This window comes from Rhodoglobus sp., from assembly GCF_053580035.1.
The window spans coordinates 360,035-385,938 of sequence record NZ_JBMDVL010000001.1 but is presented as its reverse complement, the minus strand read 5'-3'; the positions used below and the strand labels follow the sequence as shown (position 1 = coordinate 385,938).

Annotated in this window: 22 protein-coding genes and 1 other RNA gene; 12 read left to right on the top strand and 11 right to left on the bottom strand. The window is 57.8% G+C overall.

What is annotated here, in order from left to right; translation table 11 throughout:
• The first annotated feature begins 3 nt into the window (after positions 1 to 3).
• The 3 genes from ACOH1Z_RS01880 to rnpB all read left to right on the top strand — a co-directional run bounded on the left by ACOH1Z_RS01880 (position 4) and on the right by rnpB (position 2,020).
• Complete coding sequence (locus ACOH1Z_RS01880; RefSeq protein ID WP_449646800.1) at positions 4 to 822, top strand: Nif3-like dinuclear metal center hexameric protein; 819 nt, start codon at positions 4 to 6, stop codon at positions 820 to 822.
• 30 nt (positions 823 to 852) lie between these two features.
• A complete protein-coding gene (locus ACOH1Z_RS01875; protein ID WP_449646799.1) occupies positions 853 to 1,593 on the top strand; it encodes a zinc ribbon domain-containing protein in 741 nt (246 codons plus the stop codon).
• 56 nt (positions 1,594 to 1,649) lie between these two features.
• An RNA gene (rnpB, locus tag ACOH1Z_RS01870) (RNase P RNA component class A) lies at positions 1,650 to 2,020 on the top strand.
• Between the two features lie 9 nt (positions 2,021 to 2,029).
• On the opposite strand, the gene ACOH1Z_RS01865 is transcribed toward rnpB, so the two are convergent.
• Genes ACOH1Z_RS01865 through map form a run of 3 tightly spaced genes read right to left on the bottom strand, consistent with a single transcriptional unit; the run spans position 2,030 to position 4,377 of the window.
• Positions 2,030 to 2,740, bottom strand: a complete 711-nt coding sequence (locus ACOH1Z_RS01865; RefSeq protein ID WP_449646798.1) for a VIT1/CCC1 transporter family protein — start codon at positions 2,738 to 2,740, stop codon at positions 2,030 to 2,032.
• Positions 2,741 to 2,743: 3 nt separating this feature from the next.
• Positions 2,744 to 3,490, bottom strand: coding sequence for a polyphosphate--glucose phosphotransferase (gene ppgK, locus ACOH1Z_RS01860; RefSeq protein ID WP_449646797.1), 747 nt, complete (start codon positions 3,488 to 3,490; stop codon positions 2,744 to 2,746).
• Positions 3,491 to 3,510: 20 nt separating this feature from the next.
• Positions 3,511 to 4,377 carry a type I methionyl aminopeptidase gene (map, locus tag ACOH1Z_RS01855; protein WP_449646796.1) on the bottom strand — a complete coding sequence of 289 codons (867 nt, stop codon included), beginning with the start codon at positions 4,375 to 4,377 and terminating at the stop codon, positions 3,511 to 3,513.
• Between the two features lie 48 nt (positions 4,378 to 4,425).
• Between map and ACOH1Z_RS01850 the strand changes: the two genes are divergently transcribed.
• The gene (locus tag ACOH1Z_RS01850) at positions 4,426 to 4,593 is read left to right on the top strand and encodes a methionine aminopeptidase (RefSeq protein ID WP_449646795.1); all 168 of its coding nucleotides are present in this window, start codon (positions 4,426 to 4,428) and stop codon (positions 4,591 to 4,593) included.
• A 32-nt stretch (positions 4,594 to 4,625) separates the two neighbouring features.
• Here the strand turns inward: ACOH1Z_RS01850 and panB are convergent, their stop codons facing one another.
• The gene (gene panB / locus ACOH1Z_RS01845) at positions 4,626 to 5,456 is read right to left on the bottom strand and encodes a 3-methyl-2-oxobutanoate hydroxymethyltransferase (RefSeq protein ID WP_449646794.1); all 831 of its coding nucleotides are present in this window, start codon (positions 5,454 to 5,456) and stop codon (positions 4,626 to 4,628) included.
• 150 nt (positions 5,457 to 5,606) lie between these two features.
• Here panB and ACOH1Z_RS01840 point away from each other — a divergent pair, with 150 nt between their 5' ends.
• Both ACOH1Z_RS01840 and ACOH1Z_RS01835 read left to right on the top strand, forming a co-directional pair.
• Entirely contained in the window at positions 5,607 to 6,944 is a 1,338-nt protein-coding gene (locus ACOH1Z_RS01840) for a glutamine synthetase family protein (protein ID WP_449646793.1), read from the top strand.
• A gap of 16 nt (positions 6,945 to 6,960) precedes the next feature.
• A complete protein-coding gene (locus tag ACOH1Z_RS01835) occupies positions 6,961 to 9,891 on the top strand; it encodes a bifunctional [glutamine synthetase] adenylyltransferase/[glutamine synthetase]-adenylyl-L-tyrosine phosphorylase (protein WP_449646792.1) in 2,931 nt (976 codons plus the stop codon).
• Between the two features lie 64 nt (positions 9,892 to 9,955).
• Here ACOH1Z_RS01835 and glnA read toward each other — a convergent pair whose 3' ends face one another.
• Complete coding sequence (gene glnA / locus ACOH1Z_RS01830; protein WP_449646791.1) at positions 9,956 to 11,392, bottom strand: type I glutamate--ammonia ligase; 1,437 nt, start codon at positions 11,390 to 11,392, stop codon at positions 9,956 to 9,958.
• 136 nt (positions 11,393 to 11,528) lie between these two features.
• Here glnA and ACOH1Z_RS01825 point away from each other — a divergent pair, with 136 nt between their 5' ends.
• The gene (locus ACOH1Z_RS01825) at positions 11,529 to 11,933 is read left to right on the top strand and encodes an RDD family protein (RefSeq protein ID WP_449646790.1); all 405 of its coding nucleotides are present in this window, start codon (positions 11,529 to 11,531) and stop codon (positions 11,931 to 11,933) included.
• Positions 11,934 to 11,983: 50 nt separating this feature from the next.
• Here the strand turns inward: ACOH1Z_RS01825 and ACOH1Z_RS01820 are convergent, their stop codons facing one another.
• Positions 11,984 to 12,700, bottom strand: a complete 717-nt coding sequence (locus ACOH1Z_RS01820) for a DUF4191 domain-containing protein (RefSeq protein ID WP_449646789.1) — start codon at positions 12,698 to 12,700, stop codon at positions 11,984 to 11,986.
• A 181-nt stretch (positions 12,701 to 12,881) separates the two neighbouring features.
• On the opposite strand from ACOH1Z_RS01820, the gene ACOH1Z_RS01815 reads away from it, so the two are divergent.
• The gene (locus ACOH1Z_RS01815; protein ID WP_449646788.1) at positions 12,882 to 14,369 is read left to right on the top strand and encodes a hypothetical protein; all 1,488 of its coding nucleotides are present in this window, start codon (positions 12,882 to 12,884) and stop codon (positions 14,367 to 14,369) included.
• 11 nt (positions 14,370 to 14,380) lie between these two features.
• On the opposite strand, the gene sucB is transcribed toward ACOH1Z_RS01815, so the two are convergent.
• The 3 genes from sucB to ACOH1Z_RS01800 all read right to left on the bottom strand — a co-directional run bounded on the left by sucB (position 14,381) and on the right by ACOH1Z_RS01800 (position 18,986).
• Positions 14,381 to 15,967 carry a 2-oxoglutarate dehydrogenase, E2 component, dihydrolipoamide succinyltransferase gene (gene sucB / locus ACOH1Z_RS01810; protein ID WP_449646787.1) on the bottom strand — a complete coding sequence of 529 codons (1,587 nt, stop codon included), beginning with the start codon at positions 15,965 to 15,967 and terminating at the stop codon, positions 14,381 to 14,383.
• A 60-nt stretch (positions 15,968 to 16,027) separates the two neighbouring features.
• The gene (gene lpdA, locus ACOH1Z_RS01805) at positions 16,028 to 17,401 is read right to left on the bottom strand and encodes a dihydrolipoyl dehydrogenase (RefSeq protein ID WP_449646786.1); all 1,374 of its coding nucleotides are present in this window, start codon (positions 17,399 to 17,401) and stop codon (positions 16,028 to 16,030) included.
• Between the two features lie 97 nt (positions 17,402 to 17,498).
• Positions 17,499 to 18,986 carry a leucyl aminopeptidase gene (locus tag ACOH1Z_RS01800; protein ID WP_449646785.1) on the bottom strand — a complete coding sequence of 496 codons (1,488 nt, stop codon included), beginning with the start codon at positions 18,984 to 18,986 and terminating at the stop codon, positions 17,499 to 17,501.
• A 101-nt stretch (positions 18,987 to 19,087) separates the two neighbouring features.
• Here ACOH1Z_RS01800 and ACOH1Z_RS01795 point away from each other — a divergent pair, with 101 nt between their 5' ends.
• The 3 genes from ACOH1Z_RS01795 (at position 19,088) to ACOH1Z_RS01785 (ending at position 22,235) form a co-directional block, all read left to right on the top strand.
• Positions 19,088 to 20,023 carry a proteasome assembly chaperone family protein gene (locus ACOH1Z_RS01795; RefSeq protein ID WP_449646784.1) on the top strand — a complete coding sequence of 312 codons (936 nt, stop codon included), beginning with the start codon at positions 19,088 to 19,090 and terminating at the stop codon, positions 20,021 to 20,023.
• A gap of 141 nt (positions 20,024 to 20,164) precedes the next feature.
• Positions 20,165 to 21,526: an RNA polymerase sigma factor gene (locus tag ACOH1Z_RS01790; protein ID WP_449646783.1), complete on the top strand. Its 1,362-nt coding sequence runs from the start codon at positions 20,165 to 20,167 to the stop codon at positions 21,524 to 21,526.
• A gap of 7 nt (positions 21,527 to 21,533) precedes the next feature.
• On the top strand, positions 21,534 to 22,235 hold the full coding sequence (locus tag ACOH1Z_RS01785; RefSeq protein ID WP_449646782.1) for a coenzyme F420-0:L-glutamate ligase: 702 nt from the start codon (positions 21,534 to 21,536) through the stop codon (positions 22,233 to 22,235).
• 58 nt (positions 22,236 to 22,293) lie between these two features.
• Here ACOH1Z_RS01785 and ACOH1Z_RS01780 read toward each other — a convergent pair whose 3' ends face one another.
• Together ACOH1Z_RS01780 and ACOH1Z_RS01775 are read right to left on the bottom strand one after the other, a co-directional pair.
• Entirely contained in the window at positions 22,294 to 23,295 is a 1,002-nt protein-coding gene (locus ACOH1Z_RS01780; RefSeq protein WP_449646781.1) for a sugar-transfer associated ATP-grasp domain-containing protein, read from the bottom strand.
• Positions 23,296 to 23,356: 61 nt separating this feature from the next.
• Positions 23,357 to 23,587 carry a DUF7455 domain-containing protein gene (locus tag ACOH1Z_RS01775; RefSeq protein WP_449646780.1) on the bottom strand — a complete coding sequence of 77 codons (231 nt, stop codon included), beginning with the start codon at positions 23,585 to 23,587 and terminating at the stop codon, positions 23,357 to 23,359.
• Between the two features lie 214 nt (positions 23,588 to 23,801).
• Here ACOH1Z_RS01775 and ACOH1Z_RS01770 point away from each other — a divergent pair, with 214 nt between their 5' ends.
• A complete protein-coding gene (locus ACOH1Z_RS01770) occupies positions 23,802 to 25,880 on the top strand; it encodes a DNA gyrase/topoisomerase IV subunit B (RefSeq protein WP_449646779.1) in 2,079 nt (692 codons plus the stop codon).
• Positions 25,881 to 25,904: the final 24 nt, after the last annotated feature.

The following is a 25,904-nucleotide window of genomic DNA, read 5'->3' as shown; positions in this document are numbered from 1 at the left end:
AGCGTGTCTACTACTGTTGCCGAAGTAATCGCTGCATCCGAAAAACTCTGGCCGTCTTCTGGGGCCGAGTCGTGGGATGCGGTCGGTCTCATTGCGGGTGATCTCGATGCACCGGTGTCAAGAATTTCCCTCGCAGTTGATGCTGTGCTGGACACGGTGAACGAAGCGATCGAAGATGACGCTGACATCCTCATCACCCACCACCCATTACTGTTGCGCGGCGTCACGTCAATTGCGAGCGACCGCTATAAGGGCGCAGTTCTTACCAAACTTGTCAGGGCCGAGTGTGCGCTCCTCGCTGCACACACCAACGCGGATGTCGTTGAGACCGGTACTTCTGGGCGCTTCGCAGCACGGTTGGGCCTCACTGACGTTGCACCGATCGTTGCTGGTCAGACTCCGGATCGCGGCATCGGTCGCACCGGAAATTTGCCAGAGCCAATGACGCTCGGCAGACTCGCTCGTCTCATTGGCGAGATCTTGCCGCCAACAGCGACCGGCATCCGAGTCGCTGGTGATTTCGATCAGCTCGTGCAATCGGTGGCGCTGTGTGGGGGAGCCGGTGACGCATACTTGAACGAGCCGGCGGTTCTTGCCGCTGATGTGTACATCACGAGTGATTTGAGGCACCATCCGGCCTCGGAGGCACGAGAGAACGCTCGCCTCATGAAGGGCCCGGCGCTTGTGGATGTTTCGCATTGGGCAAGTGAATGGCTGTGGCTGGAGGCTGCAGCAGAAGAATTACGGGCTTTGCTCCCAGAAGTCATGATTACGGTGAGCGAACTGCGCACCGATCCTTGGGATTTTGCGGTTGTGCAGTAAGCGCACCGGTAGACAGAAAGAAGTATCACTATGGCGTTAACTGCTAGCCCAGCCGACCAGGCATTACTCCTCGACTTGCAGGCGTTTGACACAAAGATTTCGCAGCTTGAGCACCGTACCAAGAAGCTCCCGCAGCACGAGGCACTAGCGGAGTTGCAACAACACCGAGACAAGCTTCAACTGACCCTTCTTGAAGAGCGTGGAATCAAAGAAGATATCGAGCTTGAGCTGAGTCGTATTGACTCCGATGTGAAGGTTGTTGACGCCCGTATCGCTCGGGACAGCGCCCGTCTCGATGCAACGTCGTCGGCAAAAGACGCGGCGGCTTTCGAACACGAGTTGACCGCACTGCGAACGCGCTTGAGCAACCTCGAAGACATTGAGCTTGCCGTTATGGAGCGCCTCGAGGGTCAGCAGAAAGTTGTCGACAACCTCATTGAGCAGGGCCAAAACCTTACTGCCCAGACTGCTGAGCTTGAAGCAGCCCGAGATGAAGCTCTTCGAGAGATTGAGGCCGAGTTGGGCACCGTGCGGGCGGGGCGTACTGCGCTCCAGAGCACGATTCCTGAAGACCTCCTCGCTCTCTACGAGCGCCAGCGCACTCGCTACGGAACCGGTGCTTCGCTCCTGCGAGGAGGCGTTTCCTTGGCATCCGGTGTGAAGCTTCTCGAGAACGAGATGCAAGAAATTCGCGCGGCAGCTCCCGAGGCGGTCATCATGTGTGCCAGCAGCGAAGCAATTCTGGTGCGCACGGACCAGTCCGGACTCTAGCGCCACAGCACTGTGGTGTGCCACCTGCAGCTCGAACGATAGGATTGACAGCTGAATGGGTCGGCAAGACGGTCGCGTTGCCCGCAAGGGTACCGAGGAACGTCCGGGCTCCGTAGAGCAGGATGGTGGGTAACACCCACCCGGGGTAACCCGCGAGAACAGTGCAACAGAAAGCAGACCGCCACAGGTTTCGACCTGGGGTAAGGGTGAAACGGTGGTGTAAGAGACCACCAGCGGCCGGGGTGACTCGGTCGGCTAGGTAAACCTCGTCCGGAGCAAGATCAGACAGAAGACGCTAAGGCTGCTCGCCGAGTCTTCGGGTAGATCGCTAGAGGTGTGCGGCAACGTACATCGTAGATAGATGACCGTCCAGCACGAGATCTCGGTCTCGTGTGAACAGAACCCGGCGTACTAGCCGGCCCATTCTTCTCTTCGGTTAGACGATTCCTGAGGTTCCGAGCAAAGTTCCGATAAGGAACGTTGTTGCGAGAGCCAGTGCTCCACCGATCACAATTCTTAGCGTAGGGCGCAGCCAATGGTTGCCGCCGACCCTAGCCGAGAGAGCACCGGTGATGATGAGCGCGGTGAGCACCGCGATGAATGTTGCGAGTACCCGCACCGGTTCGGGAGCGAGAAGGATGGCTGCTACCGGCAGTATCCCACCGACGGTGAATGCCAACGCCGATGCTCCAGCAGCGTCCCACGGGCTAGCAACGGCATGTTCTGTGATCCCGAGCTCGGCTTCCAGATGCGCGGCCAACGCGTCGTGTTCGGTGAGTTCTTTCGCTACCTGCGTGGCCGTAGCCAAACTGATGCCCTTTGACTCATAAATCGCCGTCAGCTCGGCAAGTTCCTCTTCAGGCATTTCGGTAAGTTCTCGTCGTTCTTTCTCGATGAGTGCGCGCTGGCTATCGCTTTGACTGCTGACGGAAACGTACTCGCCAAGAGCCATCGAGATCGCACCGCCGACCAGCCCGGCAATGCCGGCAGTGAGGATGGGCGCTATAGCTGACGTAGCTCCAGCAACACCGACGACAATCGCCGCAACAGACACAATTCCATCATTGGCTCCCAGAACTCCAGCGCGAAGCCAGTTAAGGCGCCCTGCGAGATCTCCGGTGTGGGGTTCATTCGGGTGAATACTCACGACTTATTCCTTTACGGCAAGGGCGGCTGCGCCAAGAATGCCAGCATTGTTGCGCAGCTCTGCAGGGATGATGGGGGTAGTGAGCTTCAATAATGGCAAGAACTTTTCGTGGCTTTTTGAGACTCCGCCTCCGACAAGGATGAGGTCGGGGGAGAAGAGCAGCTCGAGGTGTGAATAGTAGCGCTGCAGTCGCTTTGCCCACGATTTCCAACTGAGTCTGCGACGTTCCTTCGCTGCGAAAGATGCCCCCTTTTCGGCATCACGACCGCCAATGAGCAGGTGGCCGAGCTCAGAGTTCGGGATGAGCGTGCCGTTGTAGATCAGCGCGCTGCCGATTCCCGTTCCCAACGTTGTGAGTAGCACGAGACCGCGAACGCCTTTTGCGGCACCGTAGCGAACTTCGGCGACACCAGCGGCATCCGCATCGTTGACAAAGTGGATGTCGCGCCCGAGTGCTTTCTCGAACAGTTCTTCCGCTTCGAGGCCGATCCATTCGTCAGAGATGTTGGCTGCTGACATGGTTTTTCCGTTGTGAACGATGGCAGGAAAGCAGATTCCGATGGGCATGTCCTCAGGGATGCCACCGAGTTTCTCGATGAGTTCGACGACGACATCAATGATGGCGTGTGGTTTGCCCGACTTGGGCGTCGCGAGCTTCTTTCTCTCGCTGACAAGTTCTCCGGTACTTGTATCGACGATGGCACCTTTGATTCCCGTGCCGCCAATATCGATGCCTAGAGCCTGAGTCATTGTGTGTCTCTTTCGCGTAGTTAGGGAAGCGTCAGAATTTCAGTGCCGCGTTCTGTGACGACCATCGTGTGCTCGAATTGTGCGGTCAAACTCTTGTCGCGGGTTGTGACCGTCCAGTCGTCTTCCCATTGATCCCACTCGTGAGTTCCGAGCGTGAGCATTGGTTCGATTGTGAAGACCATCCCGACCTCAATGAGGTCATTGAATTGCGGCGCCGAATCGTAGTGGGGAATGATGAGGCCGGAGTGGAAGGCTTCGCCAACTCCGTGGCCAGTAAAGTCCCGAACAACGCCATAGCCGAAGCGCTTGGCGTATGACTCGATTGCACGACCTATGACGTTAACCTGGCGGCCGGGAGCTACAGCCTTAATTCCACGATTGAGTGCTTCTTGAGTTCGCTCGACGAGGTTGCGCGCATCTTCTGACACTGTGCCGACCAGGAAGGTCTTGTTGAGGTCTCCGTGCATCCCGTTTTTGTATGCGGTGATATCAATGTTGATGATGTCACCTTCTTCGAGCACGGTGTCATCGGGAATCCCGTGACAGATCACCTCATTGATGCTCGTGCAGCACGATTTGGGAAAGCCCCGATAGCCCAGGGTGGATGGGTAGGCTCCACGGGAGATCATGTATTCGTGAGCGATCTGGTCGAGTTGTGCGGTGGTAACGCCCGGTGCGACCGCGGCGCCTACCGCTTCAACAGCACCGGCTGCGATCTTGCCAGACTCACGGATGCGGTCAATCGCTTCTGCACTGTAGACATCAGACCCGGTGAACGGGCGTGGTGCCTTCTTGCCGACATACTCCGGACGGGTTATTGACGACGGAACTGCGAGTGGGGGTGGGATTACTCCCGGAACGAGGTGACCAGATTTATTCCGAGGCATCTGACCAGTCTACCGGCGTAGCCTTGTGCTTAACGAAGGGACGAGACCATGACGCAATGGTGGTACAACCATAAGACCGGTGAAGTCGAAGAGGGCCCACAATCTCTCGGGGTAGATCGGGACGGTCCGTTTGATAGCCGTGAGAGCGCTGAGCGCGCACCCCAGATCATCGCCGAACGAGCTCGCAAGTGGGCCGAAGAGGAAAAGGCAGACTAAGTCGTGTCCGCGCTGTTCTACAGCGGGGCGCTCTAATAGGAGTGTTCCGCTGTGGGATAGATTCCTGCTTCGACTTCAGCGCGATACTCAGAGACGGCACCGGAAAGTGTCGAACGCAGATCGGCGTACTGCTTCACAAATTTGGGGATGCGGCCCTTCGTGAGTCCCGCCCAGTCCGTCCAGACGAGCAACTGCCCGTCAACGTGGGGGCCGGCGCCAACACCGATCGTGGGGATCCTGAGCGCTTCGGTGATCTTGGCGGCAGCATCCGCAGGAACCATTTCAAGCACAACAGCGAATGCACCGGCCTCTTGAACCGCGAGTGCATCCTCAAGCAACTGTTCGAAACCTTCGCCTCGCCCTTGAATGACGTGCCCGCCGAGGCCGTGTTCACTCTGCGGGGTGAAGCCGATGTGCGCCATGAGAGGGATGCCGGAGTCGACAATTCGACGGATCTGTTCGGCACTGCGAACTCCGCCTTCAAGCTTCACGGCGTGAGCGCCCGTCTCTTTCATGAACCGGAACGCGGTGTGGAGGGCTTCATCGGGGCCAGTCTCGTAGGAGCCGAACGGGAGATCCGCAACGACAAAAGCGCGCGTAACAGCGCCTGCTACCGCCCGCGTGAGCGGAATGAGGTCATCGATGCTGACCGGCAAAGTTGTGTCATAGCCGTAAACGTTGTTACCTGCGGAGTCCCCGACTAGGAGAAAGTCGATGCCGGACTCGTCAAAAATGCCAGCAGTTAGTTGGTCATAGCTGGTTAGTCCAACGATCTTGATGCCATTCTCTTTTGCCGTCTGAAAATGGCGAGTGCGGACACGTTTCAGGTTGGCTTGCGCGGCAGCTGCTGCAGGGTCAGTCATACGGGTAAGTCTAACGACACCGCAGCGGCCGATGATTGGGTCGCGCGGCGGCGATTGCGCTGCAATGCCGCTTCAGAGCAAGTAGCCTAAGGAAGGCACAATCGACGTCGCGGTTTCGCGACACGGCACGGATCGAGGGACTCAATGTCAATGGACAAGCAGCGCGACTTCGTTCTTCGTACGATCGAAGAACGTGGAATCAAGTTCGTTCGTCTCTGGTTTACGGATGTCGTCGGAACCCTCAAGAGCGTTGCTGTTGCTCCTGCCGAAATCGAGGGCGCGTTTGCCGAAGGATTGGGCTTTGATGGTTCAGCTATTGAAGGTTTTACCCGCGCTTACGAAGCAGACATGCTTGCGCATCCAGACCCCACAACTTTCCAGATTCTGCCTTGGCGTGGCGAGATTGATCCCACAGCACGCATGTTCTGTGACATCACAACGCCAGATGGCCAGCCTGCAGCTTCTGACCCCCGCAATGTTCTGAAGCGCACACTCGAAAAAGCTGCGGATCGCGGCTTCACTTTCTACACACATCCTGAGATCGAGTTCTACCTCCTCAAGTCGAGCAAGCTGAAGAACGGTAAGCCGCAGCCCGTCGATTCAGCCGGCTTCTTTGACAACGTTCCTGGCGGAACAGCACACGATTTCCGTCGCCGTTCTGTGCGGATGCTCGAAGACCTGGGCATTTCGGTTGAGTTCAGCCACCACGAGTCTGGTCCTGGCCAGAACGAAATCGATCTTCGCTACGCAGATGCGCTGACGACGGCTGACAACATCATGACGTTCCGCACGGTGATCAAAGAGGTCGCAATCGAGCAGGGCGTTTATGCAACGTTCATGCCGAAACCGATGTCCGACCAGCCAGGTTCTGGCATGCACACCCACATGTCGCTCTTCGAAGGCGACCAGAATGCGTTCTACGACGCGAGCGGGCACTACCAGCTTTCCAAGGTCGGGCGGCAATTCATGGCTGGCGTTCTCAAGCATGCACCCGAAATTACGGCGGTTACGAACCAGTTCGTCAACTCCTACAAGCGGCTCTGGGGTGGCGACGAGGCGCCGAGCTTCGTAACGTGGGGCCACAACAACCGTTCTGCACTCGTCCGGGTTCCGCTGTACAAGCCAGGCAAGGGCCAGAGCGCTCGCATCGAATACCGTGCCCTCGATTCTGCAGCGAACCCGTATTTGGCATACTCGCTTTTGCTCGCTGCTGGGCTCAAAGGCATCGAAGAAGGCTACGAATTACCTCTAGAAGCTGAAGACGCCGTCGGTGACCTTTCCGAGCACGAGCGCCGGGCTCTCGGCTACGAGCAGTTGCCCTCGAATCTCAATGATGCACTCGCGATCATGGAGAGTTCCGAGCTCGTCGCTGAAACGCTGGGGGAGCAGGTCTTCAATTTCGTTCTCCTCAACAAGCGACGCGAATGGAAGGCGTACGGCGCTCAGGTGACTCCCTATGAGCTGGAGAGCAACCTAGAGATTCTCTAGAGGACGCCGACGTCTCATGTCTAAGTCTCCGTATACTCTGACCGAACTCGCCAAGCTGGGTTTCCTAGAACTGAGCGAAGCGCGTGAGCGGCTTCTTGCTCTCGATCGTCCTGAAGTTCCGCAACTTTTCGCGCGAGCGGCAGATCCCGATCAGGCGTTACGGCTGCTGTTATCGCTCTCCGAAACGGCACCAGAAAAGCTTGAACCCATTCTCGAAGACGCTGCCGCTGCGGTGCGTCTTGTGCAGATCTTGGGTGCGTCATCCGGTTTGGGCGATTTCTTTGTCCGGCATCCTCAAGAATTGGATGCTCTTTGCTCGCCTATCGAGGGCCCGCCAACGCCAGAAGAATACGTGGCGAAGCTGGCTGAGGCGACGGTGGGACATGACGGCGAAGATGCGTGGGTCGCATTGCGAATCCGCTACCGGAGCGAACTGGCCAAGCTCACGGGGTGGGATTTAGCGCAGGAAGACCCCCTTGCTGCGGTGGACCGTGTGGCGATGGCACTGGCGGATCTCGCGGGGGCAGCGCTAGAAGAATCGCTAAACATTGCTCGCCGCACAGTCAATTTTCCCGCATCTGATATCGCGGGCACTCGGGTCGCGATTATCGGAATGGGGAAAGCCGGCGCCCGCGAACTCAATTATGTGTCGGATGTCGACGTCATTTTTGTCACCGAACCGGATGGCATCGAGGCGAACCGTGCTGTCGACATCGCAACGAGCCTTGCTGTTCAGACTATGCGCGGAATCAATGACCTCACCCTTGAACCCGGGCTGTGGGAAGTCGACGCTAATCTCCGGCCAGAGGGCAAAGACGGTGCGCTGGTTCGTACGTTGGAATCGCATCTTGCCTACTACGAACGCTGGGCAGACAGTTGGGAGTTTCAAGCACTCCTTAAGGCCCGACCGATTGCGGGCGATCAGGACCTCGGCGAACGCTACGTTGCCGGAGTTGCGCCGATGGTGTGGTCGAGTGCATCTCGCGAGAACTTTGTTGCGTCGGTCCAGCGGATGCGGGAGCGGGTAACAGAGAACATCCCGCCAGAAGAACGCGACGTGCAACTCAAACTGGGCCCCGGTGGCTTGCGTGATATTGAATTCACTGTTCAATTGCTGCAACTTGTGCACGGACAAAACGACGAAGAAGTGCGTCAAACTTCGAGTCTGCGGGCACTCATCGCTCTAGCGGAGCAGGGCTATATCGGCCGTACTGAGGCGGGCGAGTTTGCGCGTGATTACCGGTTCCTCCGCCTATTGGAGCATCGCATCCAGTTGTCACGACTGCGGCGCACTCACCTGATGCCGCGCGATCCTGATGATCTGCGCGTCTTGGCTCGCGCTACTGGTGTTGCTAAGAGTGCAAGTGATCTGACCGAGCAGTGGCAGCGGACCAAGATTGCGGTTCGTCGTTTGCACGAGCGCCTGTTCTATCGCCCGCTCCTTTCAGCTGTCGCCGCTCTTCCAGAAGAAGGGCTCGCGCTGTCTAGCGATCAGGCGGCGGCGCGACTTGCTGCTATCGGCTTCCTCGATCCGAAGGGTGCTCTTGCCCATATTGCGGCACTCACCGGGGGAGTCAGCCGCCGAGCGACTGTGCAAAAGACACTTCTTCCCGTCATGTTGCAATGGTTCGCTGACGGAGCGGACCCCGACTATGGGCTTTTGGCTTTTCGACGACTCAGCGAGGCTCTCGGAGAGGCGTACTGGTTCCTGCGGATGCTGCGAGACTCCTCAGGGGCAGCGGAGCGGCTCACCCAAGTGCTCTCCTCATCGAAGTATGTCGGTGGGCTTTTTGAGAGGATTCCCGAGGCGGCCGCCTGGTTGGAATCAGAGAAGGAGCTTCGCCCCCGATCGGCGGACGTCTTGCGGGATGAGGCACGAGCAATCGTCGCGCGTCATCGCGGTGACGAGGATGCCGCGGCTGTCGCGCTGCGCACTGCGAGGCGACGTGAGGTGTTACGTCTCGCACTTGGCTCGATCCTCGGAGTTATTTCTATTCGGGAGTTGGGCCGTGGTCTCAGTGATGTGACCACAACAATCCTCGAGGGCGCGTTGGCGGTGCTCCGGCCCGAGCCCGACGGCATAGAGTTCGGCGTAATTGCGATGGGGCGCTACGGCGGTGCGGAGTCTGGCTTCGGCTCAGATACCGACGTGATGTACGTCTACCGAGCCACGGATGCCGAGAGTGAAGTTGCCGCCAAACGAGCGGAAGCTCTCGCTAAGGGGCTCAAACGCATTACGGAAGATGTGAAGTTGCCGCTCGACTTGGATCTCGACTTGCGGCCAGAGGGGAAGAACGGCGCAATAGTGCGCTCATTGGACTCCTATCAGGCCTACTACGAGCGTTGGTCACTCACGTGGGAAGCACAGGCGTTGTTGCGTGCGCGCGGCGTAGCGGGCGATCTGGGGCTGCTAAACGACTTTGAAACCTTGGCTAATGGTGTTCGCTATCCGAAAGCGATTTCTCCCCAAGATGTACGCGAAGTGAAGCGGATCAAAGCCAGAGTCGAGTCCGAACGACTTCCGCAAGCTGCTGACCCCTCGCGACACCTCAAACTGGGACGCGGGTCGATTAGCGATGTCGAGTGGTTTGTCCAGTTGCTTCAACTCCAGCACGGCGCACGGGTGCCGGGGCTCCGCACGACGTCAACTTTGGATGCACTTGACGCTGCTGTGGCAGAAAAACTCGTCATTGCCTCTGATGCTGCCCGGTTGCGTGAAGCGTGGATTTTGGCTTCGCGCGCACGCTCCGCAATCACCCTGTGGACGTCAAAGTCTGCCGACGTGCTTCCTAATGATCGGCTCCAGCTAGAGGGTATAGCCCGAATGCTGGAGTACCCACCTGGCTCTGCTACCAAACTCGAAGAAGACTACCTTCGTGCAACCCGCCGAGCTCGACGGGTCTTCGAGCGACGCTTCTATGGTGTCGCGAATACCGTCCGCCGCTAGCCGGGTTAACGCAAATCGGGCCGCACCCCGAAAGGTGCGACCCGATTATGTGCTGTGTTAGCGCTTAGACGCCGAAGTACAGTTCGTACTCGTACGGGTGCGGGCGCTGTGCGAATGGGAGCAGTTCGTTCGTACGCTTGTAGTCGATCCAGGTCTCAATGAGGTCCTTGGTGAAGACGTTTCCTTCCATGAGGAACTCGTGGTCACCTTCGAGAGCTACGAGAGCTTCTTCAAGAGAGGCAGGAACCTGAGGAATCAGGCGTGCTTCCTCGGGAGGCAATTCGTAGAGGTCCTTGTCGACGGGCTCGTGCGGCTCAATTTTGTTCTTGATGCCGTCAAGGCCAGCCATGAGCTGGGCAGCGAACGCGAGGTAGGGGTTACCTGATGCGTCGGGTGCGCGGAACTCGATGCGCTTTGCCTTGGGGTTCGTTCCGGTAATCGGAATACGGATGGAAGCCGAACGATTTCCGGCCGAGTACACGAGGTTCACGGGAGCTTCGAATCCAGGGATCAAACGACGGTACGAGTTGACGGTCGGGTTGGTGAATGCGAGCACCGCTGGTGCGTGCTTGAGCAGTCCACCGATGTACCAACGAGCCACGTCGCTGAGTCCGCCATAGCCCTTTTCGTCATAGAACAACGGAGTTCCGTCGTTCCACAGCGACTGGTGCGTGTGCATTCCCGAACCGTTGTCGCCAAAGAGCGGCTTCGGCATGAACGTTGCAGTCTTGCCCCATTCGTTCGCCGTGTTCTTGACGATGTACTTGAACTTGAGGATGTCGTCGCCAGCGTGAACCAGAGTGTCGAACTTGTAGTTGATCTCACCCTGCCCTGCCGTGCCGACCTCGTGGTGGCTGCGTTCGACGTCGAGTCCGACATCGATGAGCTTGACGACGATGTCGTCGCGCAAGTCAGCGTGCTGGTCGACGGGGGAGACGGGGAAGTAGCCGCCCTTGAATGGCGTTTTGTTTGCGAGGTTTCCGCCTTCTTCCGTGCGTCCGCTGTTCCAAGCACCTTCGCTGGAGTCAACTTCGTAGAAGCTCTTGTTGGCGCTTACTTCGTAGCGAACATCGTCGAAGATGTAGAACTCTGCCTCGGAGGCGAAGAAAGCAGTGTCGGCGATTCCCGTCGACGTGAGGTACTTCTCAGCCTTCTTGGCTACCTGGCGCGGGTCGCGAGGGTAAATCTCACCATTGCGCGGGTTGTAGATGTCGAAAATGATGATGAGGGTGCGCTCGACACGGAACGGGTCAACGTATGCGGTGGTGACGTCGGGGATGAGCTGGAGGTCTGATTCGTGGATCGACTGGAAACCGCGGATTGATGAACCATCAAAGAGCTGGCCTACGGTGAAGAAGTCTTCGTCGACGGTGGCAGCAGGAATGTTGAAGTGCTGCTGGATTCCGGGCAGATCGGTAAACCGGATGTCGAGAAACTTCACGTCTGTGTCCTTGATAAATGCAAGAACCTCAGACGAATTGGAAAACTTCGGATGAGACATTGAGTGGAACTCCAAGGGGTTCATTGGCGATCGGCTGTCGTTACAACCACCTCTTAGGGTACAGAACCCGAGTTTCACAATCATCACCGAATTGTTTCGGGCGTGTTACATGCGCGGTATTGGTTAGGCTGAGGCAGTGAATCAGCAGCAAAACTCTAATGATCAGTGGCCGGGCAAGCGAATCGGACTCCCTGCCGAGGGCCCACGTTCGATTGTGCGACTCGGCCGTCGCCTTGTCGCCTTGGCGATCGACTGGGGTTTTGCCGTCGTTGTATCGATTGCCTTTTTTGATTATGACGCGTTCGCGACCCTTGCTGTTTTCGTGACAGCCGAGATTGTCTTGCTCATGACAGCGAATGGCAGCTTCGGGCACCTCATTATGGGGATGCGAGTGGTGCCCCTTGCCGGAGGCTACCTCGGTGTCTGGCGTCCCATTGTAAGAACGCTCCTCATGGCCATTGTGATTCCGGCGGTGATTTGGGACATCGATCAGCGAGGCATGCACGATCGACTAGCAGGGACTCTACTCGTTCGTCGCTAGCCCGGCAGGTCTGCGCAAGCAGCACACTCCTGCACGTGGCGCGAGAAGTGCTAAGCGCGTTGTGAGCGCTGCGCGCGGGCTTTCATCGGATCGATTCCCTTGGGAATGGGCAGCCCATTCTTGTCGAGGGACGTAAGACGATTCGAAATCGCGAGTATTTCTGGCTTGCGGAGAACGCTCTTGAGTCGACCGAGGGCGGGGGCAAGTTTGTGAAGCGGCACCGACTCAGCGTCAGGGCCGACATAAATGAAATGGACGGGAACGTTGGGCAAGAAGCGAACAAGCTTGCGACGTTCGTCTTCAAGCATCTTTTGCGTGCGGCTTCGCGGGCCTTCGCCGATTAGTGCGACGCCACCCTTGCCGACCGCACGATAGACAGCATCCTGGGTCTTGGGGCTAATCGCGACCGGCATTTCGCTCGCGGTCCAGCCGCGGCGAAGAGAACTCTTCAAAACGGCGCCAACTGCACCGGGCTCGCCAGCGATCTGCGAGTAGGCAGCGCGTTCGGCGCGACGACCGAGAACGATGAGGAAGGCGAGGAGTCCAGCCATAACGCCAGCAATGATATAGAGGACGAAGCCGAGTACGTTGTCTGCAGAGAGCAGGAACGCAAGGGCGAGTCCGACGACTATCGGCAGCAGGAATGCGAGCAAGAAGAACCATACTGCGAGGTTGTCGTACCGCCTCGTCATCTGGAAGACCTGATACATCTGCTTGATGCGGCCTGGTTCTTTTGGAGCCTTTGTCGTCTTTTCTCTGCGTGCCATGCTTCTAGGATACGGCCTAGAGCGCGTTCCGGAATTCCGGATCTGAGCTCTCGCCGCAATCGGATCGTTCTCAAAGGAGAGGCGCGCCCACCTCGCCCCAACGGGTAGGGGTAATGGACGGTTTTCCCCAGCTCGCCTCTCGTCCCCAGTGCCCCCGGAATTCTCCGCAAAGAATGGTTCCGTGACTGATGACGTTGTGGCTGGCTATAGGAGTGTTCGGGTTCTGGAAGAGAACGCTCGGGCACGCCTTGTTCTTGCCCACGCTCGACGGCGGAAGCGGATATCCGCACAAGATCAGCACTCTGTAACTCCGCAATCATCTGCGGAAAGCTGGCCTGAAATTCGATCTCTCAAACAATTCCCGAAGACCACGACGAGCACGCAAATACTTAATGAGATCCACTGTCTCTCTCTGGCTAGTGGTCGTCACGTTCCCGATATCGACGATGTGGCTGCGTCCGCGGACGACGAGCCGATTCTGGTCGGGCGATGGGGCGGAGGCGTTTCGCTCCGAAAGATTCTGCGCGATCGCGACTCGTTGCGTCCAGGCGAGGCGATCACGATCGTTGCACCGCTCCTGACGTCACTCGGCCGTGCGCATCGATCGGGTGTCGCGATCGTCGCAATAAATCTGGATGCCGTCCAATTTGATGAGACGGGGTGCCCATTCTTTACTGATTTCAGTTTCGCGCAGCTTCATACCGCACCGCGAACACCTCACGAGCTCCAGATTAACTGTGCTTTCACCGATGATCGTCGATTGTTGGCACAGCTCGCTCGAAGCGTTCTCGCCGCTGTGCGCGGTCATCGAGACGGGCAGCGTGCGGTGTGCGAGCTCGATGATTGGCTCGCTGACGATGCTCACTTCGATGAACCCAACTGGGATCACCACCTAGAGAGGCAACTGTTCAGCATTGGCGCTCCTGAGCCGCTGCGGCTCAACAGCGATGCCCCCCAGTCCGCCGCTGAGGAACCGACCGCCCTCCGCGTGAGTGCTGTCGTCGATCGTGCGGTGCACACTGAGAGCGAAGCCAGTTCCGTTCTTGCTCTACCGCCGTGGCTCGACCTTGACCTCACGCAGGTGCTTGAGTTAGTGCGCCGGCGGAGCGCGGCGGGGATTCGTGCGGCATCTGCGTGGTGCAGGCCCGTTCGCAAGCGAACGTGGCTGTTCGCGACTGCTGGCCTACTCTGTGTGTTGCTCGCTGGCGTGGTCCTCGCCGTCGATGCAACCGATGAGGGCGAGGCTGCAGTGCAGGCGAATCGACTCTCCGGTCCGGTGGAGGAAGAACCAACTGAAATCACTGAGGAAACGGTCGATGCGCCGGTATCGGTGGCGCTGCTCGGGGGTGAGGCCGCGGATGCATTGCCTGTGTTGTTGAAGGCAAGGTCAGAATGTCTTCGAGACCTCTCCACGGTGTGTCTTGAGTCTGTTTCTCTTGTCGGCACCCCGTCGTATGCGAGCGATGTCGCGCTGGTCAACGCCGTATTCGCTGGCGGTGAGTTCCCGACTGCGTCGCTTTTCGCTATCGAGAAAAGTGTGGAAGTTCAACAACTTGGGGATAGCGTCCTTTTTGAGTTCGCGACAGCGGATACAAGCAAACCGGCCTCGATCCTTCTGGTGAAGGGCGAGGCCGGTTGGCGAATAAGAAGCTACACGCTTGCTCAGTAGTGCGTAGTTATCTAGATTCCGAGCTTGTCGGCGAAATCGCCACCCTCGAGACGGTTCTTCATGTCAACGAGGAAACGAGCTGCGTCGGCGCCATCTACGATGCGGTGATCGTAGCTGAGAGCCAAGTAGACCATCGAGCGGATGCCGATTGAGTCACCGTTAGCGTCGCTGATGACAACGGGCTTCTTCGTGACGATTCCGGTGCCGAGGATGGCGGATTGCGGGAGGAACACAATCGGAGTGTCGAAGAGTGCGCCGCGCGAACCTGTGTTAGTTAGCGTAAACGTTCCTCCAGAAAGCTCGTCGGGCGTGAGCTTGTTGTCGCGGGTTCGCTTGGCGAGATCGGCGATCTCTCCAGCGAGTCCTGCAAGGTCAAGCGATGCCGCGTCGCGGATGACCGGTGTGAGGAGCCCACGCTCGGTGTCGACAGCAATGCTGATGTTTTCCTGCGCAGGGTACACGATCGAGTTGCCTTCGATTGTCGCGTTGATAATCGGGTTCGACGTGAGTGCTTCAGCTGCCGCAAGGGCAAAGAATGGCAAGAACGAAAGCTTCGTTCCGGTCTTCTCTAGGAACTTGTCCTTGACCGAAGTGCGGAAGTTGGCCACTGCGGTGACATCGACCTCAACCACCGAGGTGAGTTGCGCGGAGGACTGCATCGAAATGACGGCACGCTCAGCGATGACCTTGCGCAAGCGAGACATCGGTACTGTCGTTCCGCGCAACGGTGAAACTTCGCGAGCAGCGGGTGCACTTGCAGCAGCCGCGGGCGCTTCTACGTTAGCGGCCTTTTCGCTTGCTTCGAGAACATCCTGCTTACGAATTCGACCACCAACACCGGTACCGGTGATTGTGCTCAAGTCAACACCACGCTCATTAGCTAGCTTGCGCACGAGGGGAGTGAGGTACCCGGCCTGCGAGTCATCAGCGTCGGAGTCATCAGCCTCGGAATCGTCAGCGTCAGAGTCATCAGTCTTAGTGTCGCTGTTGGACTCGACACTAGCTTCTGCTGCAGCGTGAGCCGGAGCTTCAGCAGCAGGCGCAGCCTCAGTAGCTGCAGCCTCAGTCGCCTGAGTTTCCTCGGCAGGAGCCTGCTCAGCGGCAGGAGCTTCCTCAGCGGGGGCTTGCTCGGAAGCCGGAGCTTCAGCGGAAGGCGCCGCAGCCGGAGTTGGCTCGGGCTCAGCCGCAGCAGGTGTCGCTTCGGGCTGTTCTTGAGCTGGTGCTTCTTGAGCTGGTGCTTCAGCAGCGGGCGCAGCTTCAGCAGCGGGCGCAGCCTCGGTAGCGGCCTCAGCAGCCGGGGCGGTCGCCTCAGCTTCAGCGGCGGCGGGTTCGGCGGCGGGAGCAGCATCAGAGCCGCCAGATCCGTCACCGATTCGTACCAGTGCAGTGCCCACTTCTACTGTTTCGTCTTCGGCGACCAGGATCTCTTCGATGACGCCGGCGACAGGAGAAGGAATCTCCGTGTCGACCTTGTCAGTTGAGACCTCGAGTAGGGGCTCATCGACCTCTACGCTATCGCCGACTTGCTTAAGCCAGCGGGTCACCGTGCCCTCGGTGACACTCTCGCCGAGTGCCGGAAGGTTAACGGATTCGCTCATCAGTACTGCTCCTTTGTGATGCTTGTCATCAATAGCTTAGTTCCGTGGTTGAGGCGGAGCCTATACCGCGTGAAGCGGTTTACCGGCCAGAGCGAGGAATGCCTCGCCGAGGGCCTCGTTTTGGGTGGGGTGTGCGTGAAGCAGCGGCGTAATGTCCTCTGGATGCGCTTCCCAGTTGACGATGAGCTGTGCTTCACCAATCAGTTCGCCTACTCGTGCACCAATCATGTGGACGCCGATGACGGGCCCGTCGACTACCCGAACTACCTTGATCGATCCAGCAGTACCGATGATGGCGCTCTTGCCGTTTCCGCCAAGGTTGTAGTCGTAAGCCTTGACGTTGTCCGCGCCGTGAAGCTCAATGGCCTTCGTTTCGCTGAGACCTATGGAGGCAACTTCAGGGTCGCTGTACGTGACCTTGGGGATGTTGAGGTCGTCGATAACGATCGGCTTGAGGCCAGCGATTTCTTCGACAACGAAGATTCCTTGCTGGAACCCGCGGTGTGCGAGCTGGAGGCCAGGAACAATGTCGCCTACGGCGTAGACGCCGGGAACGTTTGTTGCGAGTCGGTCATTGGTTAGCACGAAGCCGCGATCCATTTCGATGCCAACTTCTTCGAAGCCAAGCCCGGCAGTGGATGGTCCACGCCCGACAGCAACCAGAAGAAGCTCCGCCTCGACAGTCTCACCGTTCTCCAGCGTGACAACGACACCGTCATCGTTCTGCTCAACGCTCTTGAAGCGCACACCGGTGTGGAAGTTGATTCCGCGACGGCGGAACGCACGTTCGAACTGCTTGCTGACGGATTCGTCCTCATTGGGAACGAGGTGAGGGAGACCTTCGATGATCGTCACGTCGGCGCCCCAGCTCTTCCACACGCTAGAGAATTCGACACCGATGACGCCGCCGCCGAGAACGGCAACCTTCTTCGGAACGAAGTCGAGTTCAAGAGCCTGTTCGGAGGTGATTACTCGACCGCCGATTTCGAGACCGGGAAGCGAGCGAGAGTAGGAACCTGTGGCAAGAACTACATTCTTGCCAACTACGGTGTCTTCACCGACCTGGACGGTATTGGGCGCGACAAGCTTGCCCTCGCCCTCGATGACGGTGATTCCGCGCATCTTGATGAGTCCCTGAAGGCCCTTGTACTTGCTGGCAACGATGTCTTGGCGGTACTTCGTTACCCCCGCGATGTCAATGCCTTCAAGGGTGGTGTTTACGCCGTACTTAGCCGCTTCCCGAGTAACGTCAGCAACTTCTGCCGAGTGGAGAAGCGCCTTCGTCGGAATGCAGCCGACGTGGAGACACGTGCCGCCGAGCTTGCCCTTCTCGATCAAGCCAACGGTCATGCCCAGTTCGGAGGCGCGCAACGCGGCTGCGTAGCCACCGCTTCCTCCACCAAGAACGACAAGGTCAAAATTGTGCTCAGCCAATACAGCAGCTCCTCTGTAAGGAAATTTGTTCGACGGTACGCAGAGTGTGTTCACGGTGCGACCGGATGGTGCGGAAAGTACCCGCGTAAAAACCTTACTACGGTCGAGAAAATTCCTCGGCCAGTTCGATGAGCGTTCTTACACCGATTCCGGTTGCGCCCTTGCCGATGTAACCCCAGCCAGTGGCGCGATTATCGGAAGGCCCGGCAATATCGATGTGCGCCCACGGGATAGTTTCGGTGCTGTCAGCGCGCTTGCCAACGAAGTCCTTAAGGAAAGCGGCAGCGATCAGCATGCCTCCCGCCGAGTTCCCCGCCTTTATGTTGGCGATGTCCGCAATGTCCGAGGCAAGCATCGGGCGCAGTTCTGGGCTGATCGGCATTGGCCAGAAAGGCTCTCCGACTCGATCAGCAACCGCAACTACCTGACTTACGAGTTCCTTGTCGCCCATTGTCCCCGCATAGCGATTTCCGAGGGCGACAACCGCCGCGCCGGTGAGCGTCGCGATATCGACAATGGCATCGGGGTTCTCTTCGCTGGCGGCGACGAGGCCATCGGCCATGACCAGGCGGCCCTCAGCATCCGTGTTGAGGACTTCAACGGTCTTACCGCCGCGAATGGTCAGTACATCGTTGGGGCGGATAGCGGTGCCAGATGGCATGTTTTCCGCAAGGCAGAGCCACGCAGTAAGGCGAACCTTGGTGCCGAGTTTCGCGCACGCTTCGACTACAGCCATGACGGTTGCTGCGCCACTCATGTCGAACTTCATGCCGATCATGCCGAGTCCTGGTTTGAGTGATAGCCCGCCGGAATCAAACGTGATTCCTTTACCAACCAGTGCAAGGTGCTTGGTGGCGCCTGCCGGGTTGTAGCTGAGCTTCACCAGTCGGGGTCCGCGGCTCGATCCTTGACCTACACCGAGGATGCCGCCATATCCGCCATCTTCGAGTTCTTTCTCGGCAAGGATTTCTACCTCGATATTATCGAGATCGGCCAGCGCACTTGCGCGTTCAGCGAAGGTAGCGGGGTAGAGCTCACCGGGAGCTTGATTGACAAGGTCGCGGGTCACGTGGGTGGCATGGGCGATGATGAGCGCGCGCTCTACTAACGCAGGGTCGTCTGCCGGGCTTACTACCGTGATCGTGGCGGCAAGGCTCTTTGCGGCATCGGGTGCAGTTGACCGGTAGACGTCGTAGGAGTATGCGCCGATCGCTGCGCCTTCTAGGGCCGCGAGCGTGTCCTCAGATGATTCGATACCTAAGGCGAGAGAAATGTGCGCAGCACCCTTCAACTGGCGAGCAGCGGAGCCAGCGGCGTAGCGCACAACCTCGGCGGTAACTTCCTTGTCTCCGAGGCCGATGAAGGCAACTGCTGGTGCTGAGATTCCGGAAGCGGGGATGCGGTAAAGCTCATCCTGAGCGCCAGTCGCGCCGATGATCTTCAGCGCGTCAGCAAAAGGCGCAAGCGCGGCAGAACTGTCGACCAATTGCGGTCCAGATTCCGTCTTTACCACCCCAATTACGAGTACATCGGATTCAATTTCAGAGGCGGGCGCGGTGGACAAATGCAAAGTAGCAACGGTCATACCCTCATGATATCCAGCATCCGGCTGCGTGTTCGCTAGCAGCTTGATGTTGTGGGCCGTAATCCTCAGGATGCAGGCGCCCACGCGATTAGAGTTGAATCATGCGAGATCCGGCAGGCCTATACGACATCGTCACCGATGTTGCTGCAGTGCCCCGCGGCCTCCCACTGGTAGCGGGTCTTACGGGCTTTGCTGATGCTGGCGGGGCTGTCAGTCAGCTCAGCCAATACCTACTCGATACGCTCGAACGCACGGTGGTTGCATCATTCGACAATGACACCCTTCTTGACTACCGGGCGCGACGACCGACGATCTATTTCGATCAAGACCACTTGAGTGATTACCGTCCGGCCAAGCTTGAGCTGTATCTCGCCAAGGACGAGCTAGGGCAACCCTTCTTGTTGCTTACGGGGTACGAACCAGATTTTCAGTGGGAACGATTCTCGGCTGCAGTCCTCCGCCTTGTTGAGAAATTCGACGTAGCGTCAACCACTTGGGTTCACGCTATTCCCATGCCGGTTCCGCACACGAGAGGTATCGGCGTTACCGTCAGCGGCAATCGCACTGAGCTGATTGACGCACTTTCCGTCTGGAAGCCTCACACGCAGGTCCCGGCAAACGCCATGCACCTCATTGAGTTCCGCTTGCAAGAGCTCGGGCATCCGACCGCAGGTTTCGTCTTACTCATTCCGCACTACTTGGCCGATACCGAATGGCCGACCGCCGCTGTTACCGCGCTAGAAAGCGTGAGCGCGGCGACTGGCTTGATTTTTCCCACCGATCGACTGCGTGAAGATGGCCGGGAATTTTTGGCCAAGATCGATAGCCAAGTCGAGAGCAATCAAGAACTCGCGCGCCTCGTCGGCACTTTAGAAGAGCGTCACGACAATTACATGGAAGAAAATCCGATGCGGTCGCCACTGACCGATGAGGATGGCGAATTGCCGTCGGCCGATGAAATCGCCGCAGAACTGCAAAAGTTCCTCGCCATCAAGCGCGCGGGCGATGACAATAGCAACCCGGGACTCCCTCTTTAGCTCTGGTGTGTAACCGCCCAAAAGCGTGGCATACTAGAAGTAAGACCCGTTCTTGTTCTGGGACTTTTGTGCAGTGCACAAAAGGTTCAGATACTTGACATGGGTCTTAGTACTGCCCGAAAACCTCGGAAAGGTGTTCACATGGCGACCCGAACCAAGACTGCGGAGTCCGTAACCGCATCGAAGAAGGCTCCTGCTAAGACAGCAGCGAGCACGAAAGCCGCCGCAGCGGCCGACGAGGCGACCACATCTGTTGATGGCGTGGAGACTGCCGCCAAGAAGCCAGCAACCAAGAAGGCGACGACGACGAAGTCGGCCGCCGAATCGGCAACGGCAAAGAAGGCTGCAGCAGTGAAAAAGCCAGCCACAGCTAAGGCGCCGGCCAAGGCGAAAGCCCCGGCCAAGGCCCGTAAAGCTGCCGCTTCGACCGTCGAAATTGTTGAGGCTGATGGTAACGAGGAGCCGAAAGACGACGACCAAGAAGAGAAGTCGACGAGCAAAGACGAAGCGCTGCCCACTGGTGCGCTCGTACTCTCGCTCGTTGATGATGAAGATGACGTTCCGGTTTACTCGGCTGCGATCACCGGAGCAACTGCTGACCCCGTCAAGGACTACCTGAAGCAGATCGGTAAAGTTGCTCTGCTCAACGCGGCTCAAGAAGTTGAGCTCGCGATGCGTATCGAAGCGGGACTTTTCGCTGAAGACAAGCTCGCTGCGATGACTCCAGCCGAAGTTCGTTCGACTCTTGGTCGCGAACTTCAGTGGGTTGCCAAAGACGGTCAACGCGCTAAGAGCCACTTGCTTGGAGCCAACCTTCGACTGGTTGTCTCGCTCGCCAAGCGTTATACGGGCCGAGGAATGCAGTTCCTTGACCTCATTCAAGAGGGAAACCTCGGTCTTATCCGTGCTGTTGAGAAGTTCGACTACACCAAGGGCTTCAAGTTCTCGACCTATGCAACGTGGTGGATTCGCCAGGCGATTACCCGGGCGATGGCCGATCAGGCTCGCACGATCCGCATCCCCGTGCACATGGTTGAAGTCATCAACAAGCTTGCCCGCGTTCAGCGCCAGATGCTCCAGGACTTGGGTCGCGAGCCCACTCCGGAAGAGCTTTCGCGCGAACTCGATATGACCCCTGAGAAGGTTGTCGAAGTTCAGAAGTACGGGCGTGAGCCAATTTCGCTCCACACGCCGCTTGGTGAAGACGGCGATAGCGAGTTCGGTGACCTCATCGAGGACACCGAGGCCGTAGTTCCTGCGGATGCCGTTGGATTCACCATGTTGCAGAAGCAACTGGAGAGCCTGCTTGATTCACTTTCCGAGCGCGAAGCTGGAGTAATCCGCATGCGCTTTGGACTCGGCGATGGAATGCCGAAGACTCTCGACCAGATCGGTGACACGTTCGGTGTTACGCGCGAGCGCATCCGACAGATTGAATCCAAGACGATGGCCAAGCTGCGCCACCCGTCACGTTCGCAGTCCCTACGCGACTACCTCGAATAGGCCAACAATGGGTTCTGAAGCGAATGCGGGAAAGAGTCTCACCGTCGAGGTAGATGGAGTTGTTTACGAGCGACTTCCCATCAAGACTCGCTTGGTGGTTCATAATGACGACATAGTTCAGGTTGTCACGGAGTACGCGACAGACGTCGTGCGCGATGGCGACATTCTTTTCGTGACGGAGAAGATCGTCGGAATCACGCAGGGCCGCGCGTACCCAATCTCTGAGGTTGTACCGCGCAAACTTGCGACGACGCTCTCGAAATACGTCACCAAGACCTCTCATGGCATTGGCCTTGGCATGCCCGAAACGATGGAAATGGCGCTTCGGGAGTGTGGAACGCCCCGGATTCTTTTTGCTGCAGCGGTCGCCGCCGTCACGAAGGCTTTTGGCCGCCGTGGTGATTTCTACCGGATTGCTGGTCCGAAGGCTCGCGCCATCGATGGCCCGACAAAGAACACCATCCCGCCGTACGATTCCCACGTCGTGCTCGGCCCGGCTCGGCCCAATGGCGTCGCGAACGATATTGCTCAGGCTCTCGGCGGTTCGATCACGGTGGCAGTCGTCGATATCAACGACTTCGGTGGCAACGTTCTCGGCTCAACAGACAAGAGCACGAACGCGTTAGTACTGCACGTTCTCAAAGATAATCCGCTCGGGCAAGACCACCAGAGCACGCCACTTGGTGTCATCCGTCGCGCTGCAGTTTAGATTCCGGCTGCCGGCGTAACTGCCTCGAACTGTGGCAGCTGCCGAACAAGGTGTGCAACTAGAAGTCGATTACTTCGCGGAACTTGGGCAACAAACCTGTCTTGATTCCGGTCAGGCTCGGTTTCATCTGAAACACGCCAGTGTTGTAATTGCCTTCGATAATTGCCGGACCTGTGGTCGAAATTGCGATGTCCCATCCGACATACGGTATCTGCGGAATGATGCGAGAGACCGTGTCGAGGGTACTCAGTACCTCGTCGTAGAGGGGAACTTTGAACCCGACGATTGGGGTTCCTGTTTGTGGATGAGTAACGAAAGTATTCGCGTACTTATCGAAGGCGCCATAGGGGGCGATGCCAGTTTTTTCGTCGAGAACGGTATACATGCCGCCTCGGCCATAGTTATCGACGTCGGCGCCGTTGCCCATGCGCAGTACCGCCTCAAGGACATGCACATCGGTTCCATCGAAGAAAGTGATCATGCGCAGCGAGTTGACGCTAGTAGGACACAGCGCTGACATACCAGGGTGTTGCTCGATGAACGCTTCCACCAGAAACTGGCGATTGTTCATGAGCTCGCGGTACAAAGCAGGAGCATCAGCTAGTTCTTGACCGGAATGTTTCGCGATTCCGGCACCGCTCATGCTGTCGACCACTTTGACCATGATGGGGTCATGGGAACCGACAAATTCGACAAACTCAGACTCCGTGGCGGTTCTGAGATCTAGCCAATCACGACCAAGCCATTCGTTGAACGTTGTGTTGAACGTTGGTTTGTCGTAGAAGCGTTGTCGAAAGTCACGCTGGTTATATTTGACGACGATCGAGTTTGCATTCCCGCTCGTGATCCACGTGCGTCGTTCGGCGCGACTGAGCACGTTAAATTCGAATTCCTCATAGTCGAGGTAACCCGCTTGATAAACGAGCGAGCACCACACCATGTCGAGCAAAATTTGGATGACCGGAGTGCGGTCGCGCGCGCTAATGGCCCGCGCAACCGCCAACATATTCGAAACGTCCAAAGACTTCAGACGCGACACATAATGCCGGATGCGCTTCACAGTTCTCCTACGAAGGTCACACCGACACGGGTGCCGGTTACGAGCTAGCTAGCGGGCGAAACTAAACGGTGCGTCCAGAGGCCAGACGGCTCGACTCGTCGATCCACCCAAGAGCGGTAGGGAAGAGCTTCTCCTTGAATTTTGCGCCGTGGTGAGCGCAGAAGAGGAGATCGCCACTGGCGAGAGTCGCGCGAATGTATGCCTGCGCGCCACAACTGTCACAGCGATCGAGCGCCGTGAGGGTGTAGTCCATCTCATCGACTGTGGTGTCTTCTGTTGCAATGTTCGACATGGCCTACTCCTTCTTGCTTGCGGTTGTTAATCCGTACGCCTATACAAGCATGCGGACCTGCGGATTGTTCCTATATCGAGGGCATTTCGCTCAGCGCGTATCAGAATCAGTCCATGGCGGTCTCAGTGCGCGATGGGTGTTGATGGGCAGCAATGTCGTGCGGAGAACGTAGTCTTAACGCTGGTCTTCCGTCGTCAAACCCTAGGAGCACATCATGGCGAGCTCTGACTATTCAGCCCGTCACCTTTCAGTACTTGAGGGGCTCGAAGCTGTACGCAAACGTCCCGGTATGTACATCGGTTCCACTGACTCCCGCGGGCTTATGCACTGCCTATGGGAAGTCATCGACAACTCAGTCGACGAGGCGCTCGACGGGCACGGTTCAGAAATCAGCGTGATTCTGCACGCTGACGAGAGCGTTGAAGTGCGAGACCAAGCACGGGGCATCCCCGTCGATATCGAACCTAAGACCGGGCTCTCAGGGGTCGAAGTAGTTTTCACAAAGCTGCACGCCGGAGGCAAGTTTGGTTCGGGCTCGTATGCGGCATCCGGTGGTCTTCACGGTGTCGGCGCCTCGGTCGTCAACGCTCTGTCTGAACGACTCGACGTTGAGGTCGACCGCGACGGCAAGACCTGGGCAATGTCATTCCATCGTGGCGAGCCAGGAACATTCGCGGACACGGGCGCACCTACGCCAGACGCACCATTCACTCCTTTCGTTTCCGGCAGTGAACTTCGCATCGTTGGCAAGGTGCCCAAGGCACGCACCGGTACCCGTGTTCGTTACTGGGCTGACCGCCAGATTTTCACCAAGGGCGCAACATTTCAGTCTGACGGATTGATCGATCGACTTCGCCAAACCGCGTTCCTCGTGCCCAACCTCACGTTGAATGTCACGGACGAGCGCGGTGACGAGCCCCGCCACGAGAGCTTCGCGTTTGAAGGCGGAATCTCAGAGTTCGTTGAACATCTCGCCGTTGATCCGCCCATTACCGACACGTGGCGGCTCACTGGCTCAGGCGGCTTCACTGAGAGCGTGCCCGTCTTGCAGCCAAACGGTCACATGGTTTCTACCGAGGTCTCCCGAGACTGCGTCGTGGATGTCGCTCTCCGTTGGGGCACGGGGTACGACACTGTGGTCAAGAGCTTCGTCAACATCATTGCTACCCCCAAGGGCGGAACGCACCTCGCAGGTTTTGAGCAGAGCTTGCTCAAGTTCTTGCGGGCCGAGACAGAAAAAAATTCACGACGACTGAAGCTGGGCAACGACAAGCTCGACAAAGACGACGTACTTGCTGGTCTGACGGTTGTATTGACAGTGCGATTGCCAGAGCCTCAGTTCGAAGGGCAAACTAAGGAGATCTTGGGAACCCCGGCGGTACGCGCAATCGTCGCGAAGGTTGTTGCCACCGCTCTGGCTGAAAAGTTCTCATCGACGAAGCGCGACGACAAGGCTCAGTCCTCGTTGGTGCTCGACAAGGTCGTTGCTGAAATGAAGTCGCGCATTTCCGCGCGTGCCCATAAAGAGACTCAACGCCGAAAAAATGCGCTCGAGAGCTCGAGCTTGCCGGCGAAACTTGTGGACTGCCGCTCGAGCGATGTTGCCAATAGCGAACTATTTATCGTCGAGGGTGACTCGGCACTTGGCACGGCGAAGCTCGGCCGTGACAGTGAATACCAAGCGTTGCTACCCATCAGAGGCAAGATCCTCAACGTTCAAAAAGCATCGATTAGCGACATGTTGTCGAATGCAGAGTGCGCGTCGATCATTCAAGTTATTGGTGCTGGCTCCGGGCGAAGCTTTGATCTTTCAACAGCCCGCTACGGCAAGGTCATCATCATGGCCGATGCAGATGTCGACGGTGCCCACATTCGTACCTTGCTCCTCACTCTCTTCTTCCGCTACATGCCTGACATGATTCGTGACGGCCGGGTCTACGCCGCGGTCCCACCACTTCACCGGGTAGTCGTGATCAATCCAGGGTCGAAGCCCAATGAGACGATCTACACGTACTCCGAAAAGGAACTCAACGGCGTCTTGGCTGGCCTCAAAAAGTCGGGCAAGCGCTACCAAGATCCCATCCAGCGCTACAAGGGTCTGGGTGAGATGGATGCCGATCAGCTAGCGACGACGACCATGGATCGCAATAACCGGGTGCTGCGTCGCGTGAACATCTCGGATGCCGAACAAGCCGGAACCGTGTTCGAGCTGCTCATGGGCAATGAGGTTGCTCCGCGCAAGGAGTTCATCATCCAGGGTCAGGGTCTCGACCGCGACCGGATCGACATCTAGCGACGGAAGGGCCGCCGCCTACAC

Excerpts from the sequence above, each read along its gene's own strand:
- ACOH1Z_RS01875 (WP_449646799.1), top strand. The coding sequence starts at position 853 with ATGGCGTTAACTGCTAGCCCAGCCGACCAGGCATTACTCCTCGACTTG.
- ppgK (WP_449646797.1), bottom strand. The coding sequence starts at position 3,490 with ATGACTCAGGCTCTAGGCATCGATATTGGCGGCACGGGAATCAAAGGT.
- map (WP_449646796.1), bottom strand. The coding sequence starts at position 4,377 with ATGCCTCGGAATAAATCTGGTCACCTCGTTCCGGGAGTAATCCCACCC.
- ACOH1Z_RS01850 (WP_449646795.1), top strand. The coding sequence starts at position 4,426 with ATGACGCAATGGTGGTACAACCATAAGACCGGTGAAGTCGAAGAGGGC.
- panB (WP_449646794.1), bottom strand. The coding sequence starts at position 5,456 with ATGACTGACCCTGCAGCAGCTGCCGCGCAAGCCAACCTGAAACGTGTC.
- ACOH1Z_RS01840 (WP_449646793.1), top strand. The coding sequence starts at position 5,607 with ATGGACAAGCAGCGCGACTTCGTTCTTCGTACGATCGAAGAACGTGGA.
- ACOH1Z_RS01835 (WP_449646792.1), top strand. The coding sequence starts at position 6,961 with ATGTCTAAGTCTCCGTATACTCTGACCGAACTCGCCAAGCTGGGTTTC.
- glnA (WP_449646791.1), bottom strand. The coding sequence starts at position 11,392 with ATGTCTCATCCGAAGTTTTCCAATTCGTCTGAGGTTCTTGCATTTATC.
- ACOH1Z_RS01820 (WP_449646789.1), bottom strand. The coding sequence starts at position 12,700 with ATGGCACGCAGAGAAAAGACGACAAAGGCTCCAAAAGAACCAGGCCGC.
- sucB (WP_449646787.1), bottom strand. The coding sequence starts at position 15,967 with ATGAGCGAATCCGTTAACCTTCCGGCACTCGGCGAGAGTGTCACCGAG.
- ACOH1Z_RS01800 (WP_449646785.1), bottom strand. The coding sequence starts at position 18,986 with ATGACCGTTGCTACTTTGCATTTGTCCACCGCGCCCGCCTCTGAAATT.
- ACOH1Z_RS01795 (WP_449646784.1), top strand. The coding sequence starts at position 19,088 with ATGCGAGATCCGGCAGGCCTATACGACATCGTCACCGATGTTGCTGCA.
- ACOH1Z_RS01790 (WP_449646783.1), top strand. The coding sequence starts at position 20,165 with ATGGCGACCCGAACCAAGACTGCGGAGTCCGTAACCGCATCGAAGAAG.
- ACOH1Z_RS01785 (WP_449646782.1), top strand. The coding sequence starts at position 21,534 with ATGGGTTCTGAAGCGAATGCGGGAAAGAGTCTCACCGTCGAGGTAGAT.
- ACOH1Z_RS01775 (WP_449646780.1), bottom strand. The coding sequence starts at position 23,587 with ATGTCGAACATTGCAACAGAAGACACCACAGTCGATGAGATGGACTAC.
- ACOH1Z_RS01770 (WP_449646779.1), top strand. The coding sequence starts at position 23,802 with ATGGCGAGCTCTGACTATTCAGCCCGTCACCTTTCAGTACTTGAGGGG.